General features: G+C 63.9%; 19 protein-coding genes and 1 tRNA gene. 6 read left to right on the top strand and 14 right to left on the bottom strand.

The annotated features are described in order from the left end of the window. Positions 1–73: 73 nt before the first annotated feature. The 8 genes from BA022_RS03195 to BA022_RS03160 all read right to left on the bottom strand — a co-directional run bounded on the left by BA022_RS03195 (position 74) and on the right by BA022_RS03160 (position 10,453). The gene (locus BA022_RS03195) at positions 74–1,249 is read right to left on the bottom strand and encodes an acetyl-CoA C-acyltransferase (protein WP_011804956.1); all 1,176 of its coding nucleotides are present in this window, start codon (positions 1,247–1,249) and stop codon (positions 74–76) included. Positions 1,250–1,294: 45 nt separating this feature from the next. Further along, entirely contained in the window at positions 1,295–3,394 is a 2,100-nt protein-coding gene (locus tag BA022_RS03190; protein ID WP_088886538.1) for a 3-hydroxyacyl-CoA dehydrogenase NAD-binding domain-containing protein, read from the bottom strand. Between the two features lie 192 nt (positions 3,395–3,586). Beyond that, the gene (locus BA022_RS03185; protein WP_088886537.1) at positions 3,587–4,282 is read right to left on the bottom strand and encodes an ABC transporter ATP-binding protein; all 696 of its coding nucleotides are present in this window, start codon (positions 4,280–4,282) and stop codon (positions 3,587–3,589) included. Positions 4,283–4,285: 3 nt separating this feature from the next. Beyond that, entirely contained in the window at positions 4,286–5,068 is a 783-nt protein-coding gene (locus BA022_RS03180) for an ABC transporter ATP-binding protein (RefSeq protein ID WP_011804953.1), read from the bottom strand. After that, a complete protein-coding gene (locus BA022_RS03175) occupies positions 5,068–6,405 on the bottom strand; it encodes a branched-chain amino acid ABC transporter permease (protein WP_047351385.1) in 1,338 nt (445 codons plus the stop codon). The genes BA022_RS03180 and BA022_RS03175 overlap by 1 nt, the downstream gene beginning before the upstream one ends. A gap of 6 nt (positions 6,406–6,411) precedes the next feature. After that, complete coding sequence (locus tag BA022_RS03170) at positions 6,412–7,365, bottom strand: branched-chain amino acid ABC transporter permease (RefSeq protein ID WP_011804951.1); 954 nt, start codon at positions 7,363–7,365, stop codon at positions 6,412–6,414. A 75-nt stretch (positions 7,366–7,440) separates the two neighbouring features. Further along, a complete protein-coding gene (locus BA022_RS03165) occupies positions 7,441–8,676 on the bottom strand; it encodes a branched-chain amino acid ABC transporter substrate-binding protein (protein ID WP_088886536.1) in 1,236 nt (411 codons plus the stop codon). Between the two features lie 139 nt (positions 8,677–8,815). Next, a complete protein-coding gene (locus BA022_RS03160; RefSeq protein WP_088886535.1) occupies positions 8,816–10,453 on the bottom strand; it encodes a 3-(methylthio)propionyl-CoA ligase in 1,638 nt (545 codons plus the stop codon). Between the two features lie 172 nt (positions 10,454–10,625). On the opposite strand from BA022_RS03160, the gene BA022_RS03155 reads away from it, so the two are divergent. The 5 genes from BA022_RS03155 to BA022_RS03135 all read left to right on the top strand — a co-directional run bounded on the left by BA022_RS03155 (position 10,626) and on the right by BA022_RS03135 (position 14,208). Beyond that, positions 10,626–12,113, top strand: coding sequence for a protein adenylyltransferase SelO (locus BA022_RS03155; protein WP_088886534.1), 1,488 nt, complete (start codon positions 10,626–10,628; stop codon positions 12,111–12,113). Continuing rightward, positions 12,110–12,523 (top strand): peptide-methionine (R)-S-oxide reductase MsrB, encoded by a 414-nt coding sequence (msrB, locus tag BA022_RS03150; protein WP_011804947.1) that lies wholly within the window; start codon positions 12,110–12,112, stop codon positions 12,521–12,523. Before BA022_RS03155 ends, msrB begins: the two co-directional genes overlap by 4 nt. Next, positions 12,520–13,080 carry a septation protein A gene (locus BA022_RS03145; protein WP_088886533.1) on the top strand — a complete coding sequence of 187 codons (561 nt, stop codon included), beginning with the start codon at positions 12,520–12,522 and terminating at the stop codon, positions 13,078–13,080. The genes msrB and BA022_RS03145 overlap by 4 nt, the downstream gene beginning before the upstream one ends. Next, the gene (locus tag BA022_RS03140) at positions 13,077–13,355 is read left to right on the top strand and encodes a BolA family protein (protein WP_088886532.1); all 279 of its coding nucleotides are present in this window, start codon (positions 13,077–13,079) and stop codon (positions 13,353–13,355) included. The genes BA022_RS03145 and BA022_RS03140 overlap by 4 nt, the downstream gene beginning before the upstream one ends. Positions 13,356–13,422: 67 nt before the next feature. Beyond that, a complete protein-coding gene (locus BA022_RS03135; protein ID WP_015913520.1) occupies positions 13,423–14,208 on the top strand; it encodes a foldase protein PrsA in 786 nt (261 codons plus the stop codon). A 49-nt stretch (positions 14,209–14,257) separates the two neighbouring features. Here BA022_RS03135 and BA022_RS03130 read toward each other — a convergent pair whose 3' ends face one another. From BA022_RS03130 to BA022_RS03110, 5 genes are all read right to left on the bottom strand, one after another. Further along, positions 14,258–15,028 (bottom strand): heparan-alpha-glucosaminide N-acetyltransferase, encoded by a 771-nt coding sequence (locus BA022_RS03130; RefSeq protein ID WP_088886531.1) that lies wholly within the window; start codon positions 15,026–15,028, stop codon positions 14,258–14,260. 146 nt (positions 15,029–15,174) lie between these two features. Next, positions 15,175–15,477, bottom strand: a complete 303-nt coding sequence (locus BA022_RS03125; protein ID WP_088886530.1) for a hypothetical protein — start codon at positions 15,475–15,477, stop codon at positions 15,175–15,177. A gap of 175 nt (positions 15,478–15,652) precedes the next feature. Further along, positions 15,653–15,729, bottom strand: a tRNA-Pro gene (locus BA022_RS03120). 63 nt (positions 15,730–15,792) lie between these two features. Beyond that, entirely contained in the window at positions 15,793–16,059 is a 267-nt protein-coding gene (gene infA / locus BA022_RS03115; protein WP_011804941.1) for a translation initiation factor IF-1, read from the bottom strand. Between the two features lie 236 nt (positions 16,060–16,295). Further along, the gene (locus tag BA022_RS03110; RefSeq protein ID WP_088886529.1) at positions 16,296–17,465 is read right to left on the bottom strand and encodes an HPP family protein; all 1,170 of its coding nucleotides are present in this window, start codon (positions 17,463–17,465) and stop codon (positions 16,296–16,298) included. A 210-nt stretch (positions 17,466–17,675) separates the two neighbouring features. On the opposite strand from BA022_RS03110, the gene asd reads away from it, so the two are divergent. Then, a complete protein-coding gene (gene asd / locus BA022_RS03105; RefSeq protein WP_088886528.1) occupies positions 17,676–18,527 on the top strand; it encodes an archaetidylserine decarboxylase in 852 nt (283 codons plus the stop codon). 308 nt (positions 18,528–18,835) lie between these two features. On the opposite strand, the gene hutG is transcribed toward asd, so the two are convergent. Further along, positions 18,836–19,660, bottom strand: coding sequence for an N-formylglutamate deformylase (gene hutG / locus BA022_RS03095; protein WP_088886527.1), 825 nt, complete (start codon positions 19,658–19,660; stop codon positions 18,836–18,838). Between the last annotated feature and the right edge of the window lie 150 nt (positions 19,661–19,810).

The following is a 19,810-nucleotide window of genomic DNA, read 5'->3' as shown; positions in this document are numbered from 1 at the left end:
AAGCAAACGCCCCGCGCAGACCACATCGTCTGCGCGGGGCGCTTGTTGTTTCAGTCCGAAAGCGGATCGGCGCTTACAGCACTTCAAACACGCCCGCCGCGCCCATACCGCCACCGATGCACATGGTCACGCACACGCGCTTGGCACCGCGGCGCTTGCCTTCGATGAGGGCGTGGCCCGTGAGGCGTTGGCCCGAAACACCGTAGGGGTGGCCCAGAGCGATGGCGCCGCCGTTCACGTTCAGGCGGTCGGCGGGAATGCCCAGCTTGTCGCGGCAGTACAGCACCTGCACGGCGAAGGCTTCGTTCAGCTCCCACAGGTCGATGTCCTGCACCGTCAGGCCCAGTTTCTTGAGCACCTTGGGTACGGCGAACACGGGGCCGATGCCCATTTCGTCAGGCTCGCAACCGGCCACGGCAAAGCCCAGGAAGCGGCCCAAGGGCTGGAGGTTGTTGCGAGCAGCGTAGTCCTCGCCCACCACCACGCAGGCGCCCGCGCCGTCCGAGAACTGGCTGGCGTTGCCCGCCGAGATCAGCCCGCCAGGCATGGCCGGGCGGATACCGCTGATGCCTTCCTTGGTGGTGCCCTCGCGCGTACCCTCGTCGCGGCTCACGGTGACCTGCTTGGTGATCAGGCCCAGCGTCTTGTCGGCGATGCCCGCGGTGACGGTGATGGGCGCGATCTCGGCGTCGAACAGGCCGGCAGCCTGGGCGGCGCAGGCCTTTTGCTGGCTGGCGGCGCCATACTCGTCCATCGCGTCGCGGCCGATGTGGTAGCGCTTGGCCACCTGCTCGGCGGTCTGCAGCATGCTCCAGTAGATCTCGGGCTTTTGCTTGGCCAGGGCCAGGTCCTGGATCATGTGCAGGTTCATCTCCTGCTGCACGCACGAGATGCTTTCCACGCCGCCGGCCACATACACCTCGCCCTCGCCCGCGATGATGCGCTGCGCGGCGGTGGCGATGGTCTGCAGGCCCGAGGAGCAGAAGCGGTTGATGGTCATGCCCGATGTGGTGACGGGCAGGCCGGCCTTGAGCGCGATCTGGCGCGCGATGTTCATGCCGGTGGCGCCTTCGGGATTGGCGCAGCCCATGATGACATCATCGACGGCGGCGGGGTCAATGCCCGCGCGCTGCACGGCGTGCTGCACGGCGTGGCCGCCCAGCGTGGCGCCGTGGGTCATGTTGAACGAGCCCTTCCAGCTCTTGGCGAGCGGCGTGCGGGCGGTGGAAACGATCACTGCGGAGGTCATTGCAATATTCCTTGTTCTGCGTGCTTCAGGCGGACGAACGGGCGCTCAGGCAAAGGCCTTGCCTTCGGCGGCCAGCCGGGCCAGCAGCGGCGCGGGCTCCCAGGCGCGTGCGTCATCCAGCGGGTTGCGGGCAAAGCGCTTCATGGACTGCACCACGTTGAACAGGCCCACTTCGCTGGCGTAGTGCATGGGACCGCCGCGGTGGATGGGGAAGCCGTAGCCGGTCAGGTACACCATGTCGATGTCGCCCGACTTGCTGGCGATGCCCTCTTCCAGGATCTTGGCGCCCTCGTTGACCAGCGCATAGACCAGGCGCTGCACGATCTCCTCGTCGCTCACCTTGCGCGGCGTGATGCCCAGGGCCTTGCGGTGCTCCTCGATCATCTGGTTCACCACGTCGCTGGGAATCGCGTCACGCTTGCCAGCCTGGTAGTCGTACCAGCCCGCCCCCGTCTTCTGGCCGAAGCGCCCCATCTCGCACAGCAGGTCGGCCGTCTTGCTGTACTTCATGTCGGGCTGCTCGACGGCGCGGCGCTTGCGGATGGCCCAGCCGATGTCGTTGCCGGCCAGGTCGCCCATGCGGAACGGGCCCATGGCAAAGCCGAACTTCTCGATGGCCTTGTCCACCTGCTGGGGCGTGCAGCCCTCGTCCAGCAGGAAGCCGGCCTGCTGGCTGTAGCGCTCGATCATGCGGTTGCCGATGAAACCGTCGCACACGCCGGAGACCACGGCCGTCTTCTTGATCTTCTTGGCCAAGGCCATCACGGTGGCCAGCACGTCCTTGGCCGTGGCCTTGCCGCGCACCACTTCCAGCAGCTTCATCACGTTGGCGGGACTGAAGAAGTGCATGCCCACCACGTCCTGCGGACGCTGGGTGAAGGCGGCGATTCTGTCCACGTCCAGTGTGGAGGTGTTGGACGCCAGGATGGCGCCGGGCTTGGCCACGGCGTCCAACTGCTTGAACACGGCCTCCTTCACGCCGAGCTCTTCGAACACGGCCTCGATGATCAGGTCGCAGTCCTTCAAGTCGGCATAGTTCAGCGTAGTGGACAGCAGGGCCATGCGCTGCTGGTACTTGTCTTCCTTGAGCTTGCCCTTCTTGACCTGGGCTTCGTAATTCTTCTGGATCGTGCCGATGCCGCGGTCCAGCGCCTCCTGCTTCATCTCCAGGATGGTCACGGGGATGCCCGCATTCAGGAAGTTCATGCTGATGCCGCCACCCATGGTGCCTGCGCCGATCACGCCGACCTTCTTGATGTCCCGCTTGGGCGTCTCGGACGGGACGTCGGGAATCTTGCTCGCGGCACGCTCCGCAAAGAACAGGTGGCGCAGCGCGCGCGACTCGGGCGTCCACATCAGGTTGATGAACAGTTCGCGCTCGTACGCCAGGCCGTCGGCAAACTTGCGCTTGGTGGCCGCCTCCACGGCGTCCACGCACTTGGCGGGCGCGGGGAAGTTCTTGGCCATGCCCTTGACCATGTTGCGCGCGAACTGGAAGTACGCATCGCCTTCGGGGTGCTTGCACGGCAGGTTGCGTACCAGCGGCAGCGGGCGCACGTCCGCCACGCTTCGGGCGAAGGCCAGCGCTTCCTGGGCCAGCGATTCGGGCGATGCGGCCATCTTGTCGAACAGCTTCTGGCCGGGCACGGCGCCGATCATCTCGCTCTTGACCGGCTCGCCGCTGACGATCATGTTCAGCGCTGCCTCCACACCCACCACGCGCGGCAGGCGCTGCGTACCACCCGCGCCGGGCAGGATGCCCAGCTTCACCTCGGGCAGCGCCACGTTGCAGCCGGGCGCGGCCACACGGTAGTGGCAGCCCAGGGCCAACTCCAGCCCGCCGCCCATGCAGACGATGTGGATGGCAGCCACCACGGGCTTGGTGCAGTTCTCGACAGCGTTGATGACGGAGTGCAGATTGGGCTCCTGCAGCGACTTGTCGGTGCCGAACTCCTTGATATCGGCGCCGCCCGAGAAGGCGCCGCCCGCGCCGGTGATGACGATGGCCTTGACGGCCGCGTCGGCCTGGGCGCGATCGAGGCCATCGACGATGCCCTGGCGCGTGGCCAAGCCAAGCCCGTTGACGGGCGGGTTGTTGAGGGTGATCACGGCCACGTCGCCGTGGACCTGGTATTCAGCCGTCATGCTGTCGTTCCTCTTGAATCTCGGGTGGATGAAAGAAAAGTACGCTCGTGCGTTTTTAGCACGCAAGTCTAGAGGCAGGGGTCGCAGTTTTTTGTCTCAGCCGGGACAAGCACGCCGCGCACACCAACGTCTAACTATCCTTTTGATAGCTAACAGCACTCATCCACAAAGGGCTAGAGGCCAATGAGGCCCTCAAACCTCCAGCCACTCCTTGCGTACATAGCTGTTGGCACGCAGCTCGTCGGGCGTGCCCTGAAAGACGATGCTGCCGTGCCCCATGACCAGCGCGCGGTCGGAGATGGTCATAGCGATGGTGAGTTTTTGCTCGATGAGCAGCACGGAGATGCCCCGCTGCTTGAGCCGCGTGAGGTACTCGCCCACCAGTTCGACGATTTTGGGCGCCAGCCCCTCGGTGGGCTCGTCGATGATGATGAGGTCCGGGTCGCCCATGAGCGTGCGGCACAGGGTCAGCATCTGCTGCTCGCCGCCGGACATGACGCCCGCCTCGATGTTGCGGCGCTCTTTCAGGCGCGGGAACATCTCGTACATGTCGTCAAAGCTCCAGCGGCTATCCCTGCCACTGCCCTTCTGGCCCAGCAGCAGGTTCTGGTGCACGGTGAGGTTGGGAAACACGTCGCGGCTTTCGGGCACGTAGCCGATGCCCAGATGTGCGATCTCGTAGGCCTTCCTGCCATTGAGGTCCTGGCCCTTCCACTGCAGCGTGCCCTGCCAGTCCACCAGGCCCATCACGGCCTTGGCCGCGGTGGAGCGACCGGAGCCGTTGCGGCCCAGCAGCGCGACGATCTCACCCGGGTGCACGTCAAATCCCACGCCGTGCAGCACATGGCTCTTGCCGTAGTAGGCGTGCAGGTTCTCGACTTTCAGCATGTCTCAGTGTCCCCCGGCCTGCTGCGCGGCAATGACGGAGCCCAGGTAGGCTTCCTGCACGCGCGGGTTGGCGCGCACGTTCTCGGGCGTGTCGAAGGCGATCACCTCGCCATACACCACCACGGCGATCTTGTCGGCCAAGCCGAAGACCACGCCCATGTCGTGCTCCACGGTCAGCAGGGTGCGGCCCTGCGTGACCTCCTTGATGAGGTGGATGAAGCGCGTGGTCTCGCTCTTGCTCATGCCCGCAGTGGGCTCATCCAGCAGGATCACGCTGGCGCCGCCGGCGATGGTGATGCCGATCTCCAGAGCGCGCTGCTCGGCATAGGTCAGGTTCATGGCCAGGGTGTCGCGCTTCTTGTCCAGCTTGATCATCTCCATGAGCTGCGTGGCCCGGTCGTTGGCATCCTGCAACCTGGACAGGAAGCGCCAGAACGCGTAGCGGTACCCCAGGCTCCACAGCACGCCGCAGCGCAGGTTCTCGAACACGCTGAGCTTGGGAAAGATGTTGGTGATCTGGAAGCTGCGCGACAGCCCCATGCGGTTGATCTCGAACGGCTGCTTGCCGTCGATGCGCGCGCCGTGCAGCAGCACTTCTCCGCTGGTGGGCGCGAACCGCCCGCTGACGAGGTTGAACAGCGTGGACTTGCCCGCGCCGTTGGGTCCGATGACGGCCACGCGTTCGCCGGGCCGTACCGCCAGGTTGGCGCCGCGGATGATCTCGGTCTTGCCGAAGCTCTTGCGCAGGTCGCGCAGCTCCAGCGCATAGGTTGCCTGGTCCGCCATCAGCCTGCCTCCCCACGCTTGATCTCGTGCTCGATCTCTTCCTGGATCGCACCCCATTGCCGCATGAACTGCCTGCGACAGAGTTCGAACAGCCCCACGCCGGTCACCAACACGAAGCCGGCGCCGAACCAGCTCGCCACGCTCTTGGCGTTCAGCGTCGCACCCAGAAACTCCAGCTGCGGCCCCAGCGCCTCGTTCAGCTGCAGGTGATAAGTCATCTCGATCATCGCTGCGGCCCCCAGCACCGCCACCAGTGCCGTCCCGCCCAGTGCCAGGTAGGCGCTGATGATGCCGCGCAGCTTGCCGTACTTGGCCAGGCGCAGATTCATCATGATCAGGCTGGCAATGCCGCCGGGCGCATACATGACCATGAACAGGAACACCAGGCCCAGGTACAGCAGCCAGGCCTTGGACAGCTCGGACAGCAGCACCGACGCCAGCACCAGCAGCACAGCGCCGATGATGGGGCCGAAGAAGAACGTGGCCCCGCCCAGGAAGGTGAACAGCAGGTAGCTGCCCGAGCGCACCACGCTCACGCTGTCGGCGGCCGTGACGATCTCGAAGTTGATGGCCGCCAGCGCCCCACCGATGCCCGCAAAGAACCCGGCGATGATGAAGGCGAAGTAGCGCACGCGCTGCGTGTTGTAGCCGATGAACTCCACGCGCTCAGGGTTGTCGCGCACGGCGTTGAGGATGCGCCCCAGCGGCGTGCCCGTGAAGGCGAACATGGCGGCCGTGCACACGAAACAGTACGCGGCGATCAGGTAGTACACCTGAATTGCTGGACCGAACGTGATGCCCAGTACCGGCTGGCCGTACACGCGGTCCGTGGTGATGCCGCCTTCGCCCCCGAAGAACTCAGGAAACATCAGCGCCATGGAGGCCACGAGTTCGCCGATGCCCAGTGTGATCATCGCGAAGGTGGTGCCGGACTTCTTGGTGGTGACATAGCCCAGCAGCACGGCGAAGAACATGCCAGCCAGCCCTCCCACCAGAGGCATCAGCACCAGCGGGATGGGCAGTCGCCCGTCGCTGGCCATGTTGATGGCGTGCACCGCCAGGAACGAGCCCAGGCCGGTGTACACGGCGTGGCCGAAGCTCAGCATGCCGCCCTGCCCCAGGAGGATGTTGTACGACAGGCAGATGATGATCGCGTAGCCGATCTGCGACAGCATCGTCAGCGCCAGGCTGCTGGTGAACAGCTGGGGCGCCACGACGAGCGCCAGGGCAAACAGGCTCCAGATGACGATGCGCCCCACATTCAAGGGCTTGAAGCGGTAGTACCGCACGGCGCCCCCGGCGGCCGCGGTCGAAGGTGCAGAGGAAGTGGTGTGCATGGCCTTTCAATCCTCCCGCGTGCCCAGCAGGCCCTTGGGCCGGAAGATCAGGATCAGAACGAGGAACAGGTACGGCAGGATCGGCGCCACCTGCGAGATGGTGAGCTTGAATAGCGGATAGCCAAAGGTCTGTTCGGTGACCTGCACGCCCAGGCGGGCGAAGGCATGCACCAGCGAATAGTCCAGCGCCACCGCAAAGGTCTGCACCAGTCCAATGATGAGTGACGCCAGGAACGCCCCCGCCAGCGACCCCATGCCCCCGACCACCACCACCACGAAGATGATGGAGCCCACCGAGGCCGCCATGGCCGGCTCGGTCACGTAGGTATTGCCGCCGATCACGCCGGCCAGCCCCGCCAGCGCGCAGCCGCCGCCAAACACCAGCATGAACACGCGCGGCACGTTGTGGCCCAGGGCCTCCACCATGTGCGGATGCTTGAGCGCCGCCTGGATCACCAACCCGATGCGGGTGCGCGTGAGCAGCAGCCAGACCGACAGCAGCATCAGCACCGCCACCAGCATGACGAAGGAGCGCGACTTGGGAAACTGCGTGCCGTACAGGGTGAAGAGCGGCCCCTGCAGTTGCGCAGGCAGACCATAGGGCACGGTGGAGCGCCCCCACACCAGCTGCACCACCTCCAGGATCAGGTACGACAGGCCAAAGGTGACCAGCAGCTCGGGCACATGGCCGAACTTGTGCACGCGGCGCAGCGCATAGCGCTCGAAGACCGCGCCCAGCGCCCCCACCAGCAGCGGTGCCACCACCAGCGCGGGCCAGAAGCCGATGGCACCCGACAAGGTGTACGCAAAGTACGCGCCCAGCATGTAGAAACTGGTGTGCGCGAAGTTGAGCACGCCCATCATGCTGAAGATCAGCGTCAGTCCCGAACTCAGCATGAACAGCAGCAGACCGTAGCTGACGCCGTTGAGCAGGGAGATCACGAAAAACTCAAGATTCATCGCAAGACCGCGCAGCAGGTGAAAAAAAGGCCCGAGGAGACTCGGGCCCCAAAGGTCGTCCCACCAGGAACTACATCAGGAAGGCCGCTTCATCTGGCACGACGTAGGCGTGCTGGCCACATAGGGCTCGTAGTACTTCACCGGCACGAAGGTGTAGCCGGTGTTCTCGGCATCGCGGGGATACTTGTCGCCCGCCTTTTCCCAGCGGGTCACGAACAGGCCCTGCTGCAACTGGTGGTCGGACTTGCGCATCTCCACTTCGCCGTTGAAGCTGTTGAACTTCATGCCTTCCATCGCAGCAGCCACCTTCACGGGGTCGGTGGACTTGGCCTTCACGAAGGCGGAATCCAGCATGGAGAAGGCGTGGTACACGGCGCCGGTGTACATGTCGTCGTTGAACTTCTTCTTGTAGTCGCCCACGATGCGACCGATCTCGCCCGGCAGGTTCAAGTGGTTGTACGACACCATGTACACCCGGCCCGCGGCGCCTGCGCCCATGGCCGTGGGGCTGCCTGTCACGCCGCCGTAATAGGTGTAGAAGTTCACGTTGTTCAGGCCTGCATCGTTGGCGGCCTTGATGAGCAGCGCGAGGTCGGAGCCCCAGTTGCCCGTGATCACCGTGTCCGCACCCGACTGCTTGATCTTGGCGATGTAGGGCGCGAAGTCGCGCACCTGCGCCAGCGGGTGCAGGTCGTCGCCCACGATCTGCACGTCGGGACGCTTGCGCTTGAGGTTCTCCTTGGCGTACTTGGAGACCTGATGTCCGTGCGAATAGTTCTGGTTGATCAGGTACACCTTCTGGACCTCAGGATGGTCCTTGATGAAGGTGGTCATGGCCTCCATCTTCATGGAGGTGTCGGCATCCAGGCGGAAGTGCCAGTAGCTGCACTTGCTGTTGGTGAGGTCAGGGTCCACCGCCGCGTAGTTCAGGTAGACGACTTCCTTGCCCGGGTTGCGCGCATTGTGCTTTTCCAGTGCGTCGATGATGGCCAGCGCCGGGCCCGAACCATTGCCCTGCACCACGTAGCGCGCGCCCTGGTCCATGGCGGAGCGCAGTGCGCTGGTGGTCTCCTGCGGGCTGAGCTTGTTGTCGATGCCGATGATCTCGAACTTCACGCCCGACGCGTTCTTCTTGTTGAACTCCTCGGAGATGAACTGGAAGCTCTTGAGCTGGTTGGTGCCCACCGCGGCCATGAGGCCCGACAGCGGATCGAGCCAGGCGATCTTGACGGTTTCCCCTTTTTGGGCGAATGCGCCACCAGCACATGCAAAGATTGCGCTAGCAGCTACCATTTTGATAGCGAACTTCATGCCTCGTCTCCTTGTGAGAATGAATACGCCGCAGCGTACAAGGGATGCAACGAGGCGCCGTTCAGGGATTGCCCCTAGCAGCTATCACCCATGTGACCGGCGCGCAGGAACAGTCCCTTGCGCACCGGCACGGGCGCGCTCACAGGCCGGGCAACTGGTAGCCCGCCAGTTGCTCGCGCAGGCGGGTCTTGAGCATCTTGCCGGTGGCGCCCAGCGGGATCGCATCGACGAACACCACGTCATCGGGGATCTGCCACTTGGCGGTCTTGCCCTCGTAGAACTTGAGCAGTTCCTCGCGCGTGACCTGGGCGCCCGGACGCAGGGCCACCACGACGATCGGGCGTTCATCCCACTTGGGGTGCGGCATGCCGACACAGGCCGCCATCGCCACGGCGGGGTGCGCCATGGCGATGTTCTCGATGTCGATGGAGCTGATCCATTCGCCACCGGACTTGATCACATCCTTGCTGCGGTCGGTGATCTGCATGAAGCCATCCGGGTCGATGGTGGCCACGTCGCCCGTGGGGAACCAGCCCCGGCCCTGCTCGTCCTTGACGAGCGGGCTCTCGCCCTTGTAGTAGCTGTCCAGGATCCAGGGGCCGCGTACCAGCAGGTCGCCATAGCTCTTGCCGTCCCAGGGCTGCTCCTGGCCATCGGCGCCGACGATCTTCATGTCCACGCCATAGATGGCACGGCCCTGCTTTTGCAGGATGTGCATCTGCTCGTCCTTGCCCATCTGCAGGTGCTTGTTCTTGAGCGTGCACAGCGTGCCCAGCGGGCTCATCTCGGTCATGCCCCAGGCGTGCAGCACGGACACGCCGTACTCGTCCTGGAAGGCCGTGATCATGGCGGGCGGGCAGGCCGACCCGCCGATGACTGTGCGGCGCAGGGTGCTGAACTTCAGGCCCGCGGACTTCACATGGTTGAGCAGCATCTGCCACACGGTGGGCACGCCCGCGGCGAAGGTCACGCCCTCGGCCTCGATGAGGTCATGGACCGACTTGCCGTCCAGCGCGGGGCCGGGGAAGACCACCTTGCAGCCCGTGAGGGCCGCCGAGTACGGGATACCCCAGGCGTTGACGTGGAACATCGGCACCACGGGCAGCACCGCGTCGCGCGCGGAGAGGTTCATCACATCGGGCAGCGCAGCGGCATAGGCATGCAGCGTGGTGGAGCGGTGGCTGTACAGCGCCGCCTTGGGGTTGCCCGTGGTGCCGCTGGTGTAGCACATGCTGGACGCGGAGTTCTCGTCGAACGTGGGCCACTGGTATTCGGCCAACGCGCCGCCGATCCAGTCTTCATAGCTGGTGAGGCCGGGGATGCCCGAGTCCGCGGGCAGCTTGTCGCTGTCGCACAGCACCACCCACTTCTTGACCGTGGGGCACTTGGCATGCACGGCCTGCACCAGCGGCAGGAAGGTCATGTCGAAGCACAGCACCTGGTCCTCGGCATGGTTCACGATCCAGGCGATCTGGTCGGGGTGCAGGCGCGGGTTGATGGTGTGTAGCACGCGGCCCGAGCCGCTCACGCCGAAGTACATCTCCATGTGGCGGTAGCCATTCCAGGCGAGCGAGGCCACGCGGTCGCTGAACTGCAGGCCCAGCGCATCCAGGGCATTGGCCAGTTGGCGCGAACGCCGGGCCAGGTCGCGATAGGTGTAGCGATGGATGTCCCCCTCCACGCGGCGCGAGACGATTTCCCCGTCGCCATGGTGACGCTCGGCGAACGAGATCAACGAGGAAATCAAGAGAGGTTGGCTCTGCATCAGGCCCAGCATGGATGCTCCTTTGGTAATGAATTGTGGGTGTACGAAGACTGCGCCATCGTAGCGGGGAACATGGGGCTTTCCAGCCACGGAGCCATCCGGAGAAATCCCACGTTCGCGCCGGCCCCCGCGCACAAGGCCTTGGCCCAGGGCGGGGCATAGGGGCCCGGGGGACAATCCCCGCATGACGTTTGCCCCCACCCCTGACGCTACCCCGGTCGCGCCACTGGTGCCCGCCTGGCAGCCGGGCTTCGCCGCGCTGGGCTCGGCCTTCTTCACGCCGCTGCGCCCCACTCCCCTGCCCCAGCCTCACTGGGTGGGCACCAGCGCCGAGGTAGGCGCCTTGCTGGGCCTGCCCGAAGCCTGGCAGCAGCGCGACGACGCACTGCAGGCCTTCACAGGCAACACCCTGCTGCCCGGCAGCCAGCCGCTGGCCAGCGTGTACAGCGGCCACCAGTTCGGCGTGTGGGCCGGCCAGTTGGGCGATGGCCGTGCCATCCTGCTGGGCGAAACCGCCACAGGCCAAGAGGTGCAGCTCAAGGGTAGCGGGCGCACGCCCTATTCGCGCATGGGCGACGGCCGCGCCGTGCTGCGATCGTCGATCCGCGAATTCCTGTGCAGCGAAGCCATGCATGCGCTGGGCATACCGACCACGCGCGCGCTGTGCGTGACCGGTTCGCCCGCGCCCGTGCAGCGCGAGGAGGTGGAAACCGCCGCCGTGGTCACGCGCGTGGCTCCCAGCTTCATCCGTTTCGGCCACTTCGAGCACTTCGCGGCGCGCGGCCAGGAAGCCGAGCTGCGCGCCCTGGCCGACTACGTGATCGACCGCTACTACCCCGACTGCCGCCGCTCGCAGGAATGGGAAGGCAACGCCTACGCCGCACTGCTGCATGCCGTGAGCGAGCGCACCGCTGCACTGCTGGCGCAATGGCAGGCCCTGGGTTTTTGCCATGGCGTCATGAACACCGACAACATGAGCATCCTGGGCCTCACGATGGACTACGGGCCTTTCCAGTTCCTGGATGCTTTCGACCCCGGACACATCTGCAATCACAGCGATGTGCGCGGCCGCTACGCCTTCGACCGCCAGCCCAGCGTGGCGTACTGGAACCTGTTGTGTCTGGCCCAGGCGCTGCTGCCGCTGATCGGCGAGGTGGATACGGCGCGCGCCGCGCTGCAGTCGTACGAAGGCAGCTTTGGCCGGCAGTTCCTGGCGCGCATACGCGCCAAGCTCGGCCTGCAGCAGGCGCGCGAAGGCGACGCCGCTTTGGTCGATGGCCTGTTGCGCCTGCTGGCCGCCGACCGCGTGGACTACCCCATCTTCTGGCGCCGGCTGTCCGGTGCAGTAGCCACGGAGGATTTCGAACCCGTGCGCGATCTGTTCCTGGACCGTGCAGCTCTGGACGCCTGGTTGCTACAATATAAGGAGCTATTAACGCTTGATGGATGGGCGATAGCAGCCGATTTGATGCATAAAACCAATCCACGCTTCGTGCTGCGCAACCACCTGGGCGAACAGGCGATTCGCGCCGCGAAACTCGGGGACTTCTCCGAACTCCAAATATTGCAAAGGTTGCTGGCGCGCCCCTTCGACGACCACCCGGGGCACGAGGCCTACGCCGGCTTTCCGCCCGACTGGGCGTCCTCCATCTCCATCAGCTGTTCCTCATGACCTACCCCATCCAGAAAACCGAAGACGAATGGCAGGCGCTGCTGCAAGCCAAGGGCGCCGAGCCCGCGGCTTACCAGGTCACGCGTCACGCGGCCACCGAGCGGCCCTTCAGCGGCAAGTACGAAGGCCACTGGGCCGACGGCAGCTACCACTGCGTCTGCTGCGGCGCCAAGCTGTTCGACTCCGACACCAAGTTCGACGCGGGCTGCGGCTGGCCCAGCTTCTCGCTTGCCGTGCCTGGTGCCATTCGGGAGATCGAGGACCGCAGCCACGGCATGGTGCGCACCGAGACCGTGTGTGCACAATGCGGGGCCCACCTGGGCCATGTCTTCCCCGACGGCCCGGCTCCTTCGGGCCTGCGCTATTGCATGAACTCCGCCTCGCTCGATTTTGAACCCCCGGCGCCATGAAACTGCTCATCGATTTCTTTCCCATCATCCTGTTCTTCGCCGCATTCAAGGTCTGGGGCATCTACGTGGCCACGGCCGTGGCGATTGCCGCCACCGTCGTGCAGATCGGCTACATCCGCCTCAAGCACGGCAAGGTCGAACCCCTGCAATGGCTGAGCCTGGGCGTCATCGTGCTGTTCGGCGGCGCCACGCTGCTGGCACACAGCGAAACCTTCATCAAATGGAAGCCCACCGTGCTCTACTGGCTCATGGGCGGCACCTTGCTCGTCGGCCAGTGGGTGTTCCGCAAAAACTTCATCCAGTCACTCATGGGCACGCAGATCGATCTGCCCGCGCCCGTGTGGCGCAACCTGAACTGGGGCTGGACGGGCTTTTTCGCCACCATGGGTGTACTCAATCTGTGGGTGGCCTACAACTTCGACACCGACACCTGGGTGAACTTCAAACTGTTCGGTGGCATCGGCCTGATGTTCGCCTTCGTCATCGCACAGGCGCTGTACCTGAGCCGCCACGTCAAGGATGAGGGCGATGCCGCGCCCAAGGACCTGCAACCATGAACACCACGCCCTCCATCGCTATCACGGCAGAGGCCATGGCCGAACGCCTGCGCGCCACACTATCGCCCACCCATCTGGAAGTGGTGGACGAAAGCTGGCAGCACGAAGGCCATGCCGGCGCCAATGGAACCGGGTTTGGCACCCATTTCCGCGTGCGCATCGCGTCACCGTTATTTACAGGCAAGCGCAAGGTTGCACAGCATCGCCTTGTGTATGATGCGCTGCAGATTTTCATTGACCAAGGCGCCCACGCCATTGCCATTGAAACTCTCTGAAACAACCCCGATCCAAGGGCGTTGCAGCCAGTCGTCTGCAGCCTATTTCCCAATCAGTGGATTCCCAATGAAGAAAAAGCTCTTGTCCGGCCTCGTGGCCGCAGCCGTGCTGGGCACGATGGCATTGCCCGTTGCCGCGCAAAATCTCGCCATCGTCAATGGCAAGGCGGTTCCCAAGGAACGTGCCGAAGTCCTGAAGCAGCAGGTGGAGCGTTCGGGCCGCCCGGTCACGCCCGAACTGGAAAACCAGATCAAGGAAGAAGTAATCGCCCGCGAGATCTTCATGCAGGAAGCGCAAAAGCGCGGCCTGGAAGGCTCTGCCGATTACAAGGCCCAGATGGAGTTGGCGCGCCAGACCATTCTGATCCGTGAACTGTTCGTCGATTTCCAGAAGAACAATGCCGTGACCGATGCCGAGATCCAGGCCGAGTACGACAAGTTCGTGGCCGCCAACGCTGGCAAGGAATACAAGGCCAGCCACATCCTGGTCGAAAAGGAAGACGAGGCCAAGGCCATCATTGCTTCCATCAAGAAGGGTGGCAAGTTCGAGGACATCGCGAAGAAGCAATCCAAGGACCCCGGATCCGGCGCCCGCGGTGGCGACCTGGACTGGGCCAGCCCGAGCAGCTACGTGGCTGAGTTCACGGAAGCGCTGGTGAAGCTGGAGAAAGGCAAGATGACCCAGACCCCCGTGAAGAGCCAGTTCGGCTGGCACGTCATCCGCCTGGACGATGTGCGCGAAGCCCAGCTGCCGAAGCTGGAAGAGGTCAAGCCCCAGATCGCCCAGCAACTGCAGCAGCAGAAACTGGCGAAGTTCCAGGAAGACCTGCGCGCCAAGGCCAAGGTGGAGTAACCACTACAGGCGCCTCGCGCACGGCAACGCGGCCTTCGGGCCGCGTTTTTTATGCCCGTCCCACCAGCCAGCCAGCCAGCAACAGTCCTCCGATCAGAACCGGCTGGTGCAGCATGTAATAGCTGAGGCTATAGCGTCCCAAACCAGCCAGGGGCGCTACCACACGCGGCAACGGGCGGGACAGCCAGCCGTCCGAACGCACAACGAGCCACTGCCCGGCCGCCATCCCCCACCACATGACGCCCAGCCACGGAAAGAGCGGCACATAGTCCTCGGTAAAGGGCTTTCGCGAAATCCAGCCCAACCAGTTGAGGCCCCGCCCATTGAATAGCGGCGCCCATTCTGAAAGAGGCCCCTGCAGCGCCCAGCCTGCGACCCAAGGCGACACCAGTGCCAGCAGCCCGGCCAACCACAGCCACCTGCCCCACCCTGCCGTCAGCCGCGTGATGACGAGCATCACTGCCATGCCGTGCAGCACACCAAAGTAAATGAAACTGCGCGGGAACATCAGAAAAGACCCAACCGTTACCAGCAATGCACAGGCCGTGATCTGGCTCCAGCGCCGGGCGAAACGCGCCCACCCAACCTGACGTTGCCAAGCCACCGCTTGTCCCAGCCCCGCACATCCCAGGAACAGACTGACGATGAGGGTTCGCTGCACAGTCCACAAGGGATCTGCCCGGAAGTCCTGGGGCCAGTAGCCAAAATGGCTGAGGTCGAAGCAGAAATGGAAGGCCGTCATCCATACCATGGCGAACCCGCGCAATGCGTCCAGTCGGTCATGGCGTCTCTCGGCAGTTTTTTGAGCGATCGTCAGCAAAACGCGTCCCACAAGTCCAGGAAAAAGGGTGGCGCTTCAAGCCAGCCTTCAATGATCCCCCTCTCCAGTACTCGCCCGATCAGGACAACCCAGCAACCAGAGGGAGCGCTAAATTATGGGGTGCGTATCACGGCGACGCCGCCGCATTAAGGTTTCTTTGCAGACGTTGGCTCGTTCACCAAATTCATAGCAGGCTCCCCGGCGCTGGGCTGCCCTGCTTCCTGGAATCGGCCGTGCCGGTTTACATAGGTGGACTCATCGCCACCCGCTCCAAAGCGTCGCGCCTGGCCGCCGTCCGCCGCATTTTCACCATCCACGATAGGCTCGTCCGTGGAGTCGTCCCGCATACCGTAGTTGTTGAAATGTCCACGGTCGCGTGCGCGTTGTTTCTGGTCTGCCGCCAGCCTTTCGGGAAGAGGCGCCGTACCAAACACTGCTTCTTCAGACATGCTTCTACTCCTGCGATGAAAAATTCATCCTAGGAAGACAGGAACTGCACTGATGTAAGACGGTGCCGGGGGAGCCCAGCGGGAATTGTCTGTCACCGTTGGCCAGCGAACATGACAGCCCGCAAAATCAAAGACAAAAGGGGTTAGGTCAATAGACCTAACCCCTTGATTCAATTGGTCGGAGCGGCGGGATTCGAACTCGCGACCCTCTGCTCCCAAAGCAGATGCGCTACCAGGCTGCGCTACGCTCCGACAGCTGGCATTCTAACCTGCCAGATTCTGTTCACCGCCAAAAATCGGCGGTATTTGTCACACTCAGCGATTGCCAGATGACGAGCCGGTGCCCGGCCCAGGGCCGCGCCCTGCAAGGTGGCGGAAAGTGATACGGCCCTTGGTCAGGTCGTAGGGCGACATTTCCAGCGACACCTTGTCGCCTGCCAGGATGCGGATATGGTGCTTGCGCATCTTGCCGCCGGTATAGGCGATGAGTTGGTGGCCGTTATCCAGCGTCACGCGAAAGCGCGAATCCGGCAGGACTTCGGTCACGCTACCCTGCATTTCAATCAGTTCTTCTTTGGCCATGTGTGTGGTCAGTCTCTTGATAACAATTATCTATGGCGGCGCCTGGAAAAAGCCGATGCGTCCACTAACCCAAGGGCCGCATCGGCCCTTGAGGGGCTCGAAGCAAGGTGCAATGCAGGCAGGTGAGTTGCTGCACCAAAGGCGCAGGAGGCCGTAAGGCCGGGGAAACGGCTTCAATGGACAGGCGAAGCGCTGTGCATAAGCGGCGGAATTGTACTGCGATGTCGAAGCTGGGCCTATGGCCGGGCAACCGCGGCAGCCAAGGTCTTCACGAGGTCCGTCTGCGTGATGATGCCAACCAGTTCCTGCGCATCATTCACCACCGGAATGTGGTGGTGTCCCGCCTCGGAGAACAGAGGCACCAGATCCATCACATGCTGTTCAGACAGCACCTGCTGCACGGGAGACGACATCAGGCCTTGTACTTGCTCGGGACGTTTGGGCCGCCCCATGATGAGCGAGCGTAGACGCTGGCCCATGCCTTCATGCATGTCCAGATTGGCCAGGCGCATGAAGTCTGCCACCGTGACGATGCCGACCACCCTGCGCGCCCCGTCCACTACCGGCAACGCCTTGACGGCATGCTTGCGCATGAGCGCCCAGGCATCCTTGAGGGGGGTCTCGGCAACCACCGCATGCACCGGTGATGACATGATCTCGCCGCATCGCAGCTCGCCAAGCGTGCGCTGGAAGGCGGCTTTGCCAGCCAAGTGCAAAAGCCCCTCCAGGTCGGCGCGACTGACATCCAGCACTTGGTTGTAGTGCGATAAGGCGGCATCCAAATCGGCCGAGATGAAAGCGCCAGATCCCTTATGCGCGGCCCCCCGCGCTCTTTGTGCATGCGGATAGCTGCGCCCGGTCAAGTGATTGAAGGCCATCCCCATCAACACCAACGCCAGCATATTGAGCAGCACCGGAAATACCGCAAAAGCCGCGCCGTCCTGCGGATTGAGCACAGCGAACAAGGCCATCGCCCCGCCTGGGGGGTGCAGGCAGCGCAATGCCAGCATGACCGCCACGGCAAGTCCCACGGCTGCGCCGCAGGCCAGAGCGACGTGGGGAACCAGCGTGGCGCAGGCAACGCCTACCATGTACGACAGCACGCTGCCCGCCAGCACTGGCCACGGCTGGGCGAGGGGGCTGGACGGCATCGCAATGATGAGCACCGCACTGGAGCCCAGGGAGGCCACCATCCACGGGACCGGCAGGCCAACCCCGAACCAATGCGCAAACAGCGCCACCACGGCCACGCAAAGCGTGATACCCGACACCATGCGCAAGCGTTCGCGCTGATTGACGCCAGCGGGTGCCGGCCAGAAAAGGCGCAGCCAGCCAGCGATGCGCCGTAAGACTGACGGCGGCGGCTCTACTGCAGCGTCTGTGCGAGGGAATGGGGGTGCAGACATGAATGGGAGAAGGCGCCAAACTGCGCAGAGAATCGGCGCGGCGGCCGTGGCTCGAGGACGCCGGGCATTATCCGGGCAAGCCCTGAACTTGCAGGGCATGTGGTTTTTTGCGCCATTACGGGCATCCACAACCGCACGGGACGCACGGCTGGGGCGCAATCCACCCTCCCCCTTAGAATCATCCGGCTCCATCACCAGGATTACCGCCACGTGTCTGATCGTATCGCCGTACTGCCTCAGTACTTGTTACCCAAACAAGCCCTGACCTCGTTTGCCGGACGTATGGCGTCTGCGCGCGCGGGCCAATTGACCACCGCGGTCATCCGCCGGTTTGTGGCACGCTACGGCGTGGACATGAGCGAGGCGGCCAATCCGGACATTGCGAGCTACGCAACCTTCAACGACTTCTTCACACGTGCGTTGCGCCCTGGACTGCGCCCGCTTGCCGATGCTGCGGTGGTATGCCCTGTGGATGGAGCGGTCAGCCAGATCGGTCCTATCGAGCAGGACCAGATCTTCCAAGCCAAAGGCCACCTCTACTCCACCGCGGCTCTGCTTGGCGGCGACGCCCAAATGGCCGCGCAGTTCCAGGATGGCAGCTTCGCCACCATCTATCTCAGTCCACGCGACTACCACCGCATTCACATGCCGTGCGATGGACGACTGGTGCGTATGGACCATGTGCCTGGGGCATTGTTTTCAGTGAACCCGGCCACCGCACGCGGTGTGCCCGGACTGTTTGCGCGCAACGAACGTGTGGTCTGCCTGTTCGAAACGCCCCTGGGCCCCATGGCGCTCGTGCTGGTAGGCGCCACCATTGTCGGCAGCATGGCCACGGTATGGCACGGCCAGGTCAATCCACCGCGTACCGGCCAACCGCGCCGCTGGGATTATGGGGACCGAGAAGTCGTGCTTCGTCAGGGTGATGAAATGGGGCGTTTTCTGCTGGGCTCCACGGTCGTGCTGCTGTTTCCCCGCGGCGCAGTGCAGTTCATGCCGGGATGGGAAGCAGCGCGGCCCGTGAGGCTGGGTGAAGCCATGGCGCACCGCTGCGGCATCTAGTTCACCTATTGGTGCGTTGATACCCGCTGTTCAGTGCCTCTCTGGCACCCGAGCAGTGGTAAACAAGGTGGGTTCGAGCTCCAGCTCCAGGGGGTCCACGGGTTCAGCGCGCCCCACCAGGTACACAGCCAGATCCTGGCGCCGCAGTGCTACATGGCTGACAGTTTCCCAACTTCCGGCTCGCCTCACCCGGGTGCCCGGCTTGAAGACCGGCATGCGGAATTGTCTGGACCATCCCCACGGCGCCTCGGCCGGATCTTGCGCTACGAGAGAGGGACTGGAAACCTGCATGCGCGCATCTTAGCGCGTCAGCGCAATGACCGTTGCTGCGCGAACCGGAGTGCTGCCTCCACCATGCGTTGCAGCGTGGGCTGAATGCGCCCGGCGCGCTCCGGCAGGTAGTTGAACGGCGGTGCCTCCTGCATATAGCTGCACTGTGTCATCTCCAGTTGGACCGCGTGGATGTTGCGCGCAGGCTCGCCGTAACGGCGCGTGATGTAGCCTCCCTTGAACCGTCCGTTGAGCACGGCCGTGTGGCCGGGCGCCGTTTTGGCAATGGCAAACAGCTCCTGCGCCAGCGCTGCATCGCAGCTCGCGCCTCCGGCGGTACCCAGGTTCAGGTCTGGCAATGTGCCGTCGAAGAAGCGCGGAAGGACCGACCGAATCGAGTGCGCATCCCACAACACCGCCACGCCATGGGTGGCGCGCATACGGTTCAACTCCTCCCGCAACTGGGCATGGTAGGGCTCCCACAATGCATCGCGCCGCGCGGCGACCTCGGCTGCGTCCGGCACGGGCCCGCCGCCATACAACGGCGTGCTGTCAAAGGCGTCAACAGGGCACAGCGCAGTGACGCTCTGGCCTGGGTAGAGGCTGGAGCCATCAGGAGGGCGATTGAGGTCAATCACATAGCGTGAGTGCGTGGCGACCAGTACTGAAGCTCCCTTCGACTTCGCAAAACCGTAGAGCCGTTCCAAATGCCAATCGGTGTCCGGAACGCTCCGCGCCTCGGGGTTGAGACGCCTTGCGATGGCGTCTGGCACATGGGTGCCCACATGGGGCATGGAAACCAGCAGTGGCGCGGTGCCTCCGTGGAAGGTGAAAGGGGGACAATCGGAAGGCACGACATTCATGGCAATGGACAAGCGGGCGAACCAACAGTTGGCGTTAGTGCACAACCTGGGCCGCAGTATGACGCATCATCTTGAGGCTCAAGGGATCCCGTCCCACCTGCCGCACCGGCGACACACGCGCGTGTAGCCAAAGGCCAATGAGTCAGACCA

This window comes from Diaphorobacter nitroreducens, assembly GCF_002214645.1.
In the GTDB taxonomy this organism is placed as follows: domain Bacteria; phylum Pseudomonadota; class Gammaproteobacteria; order Burkholderiales; family Burkholderiaceae_C; genus Diaphorobacter; species Diaphorobacter nitroreducens.
This window is presented reverse-complemented; position numbering and strand designations above follow the sequence as displayed.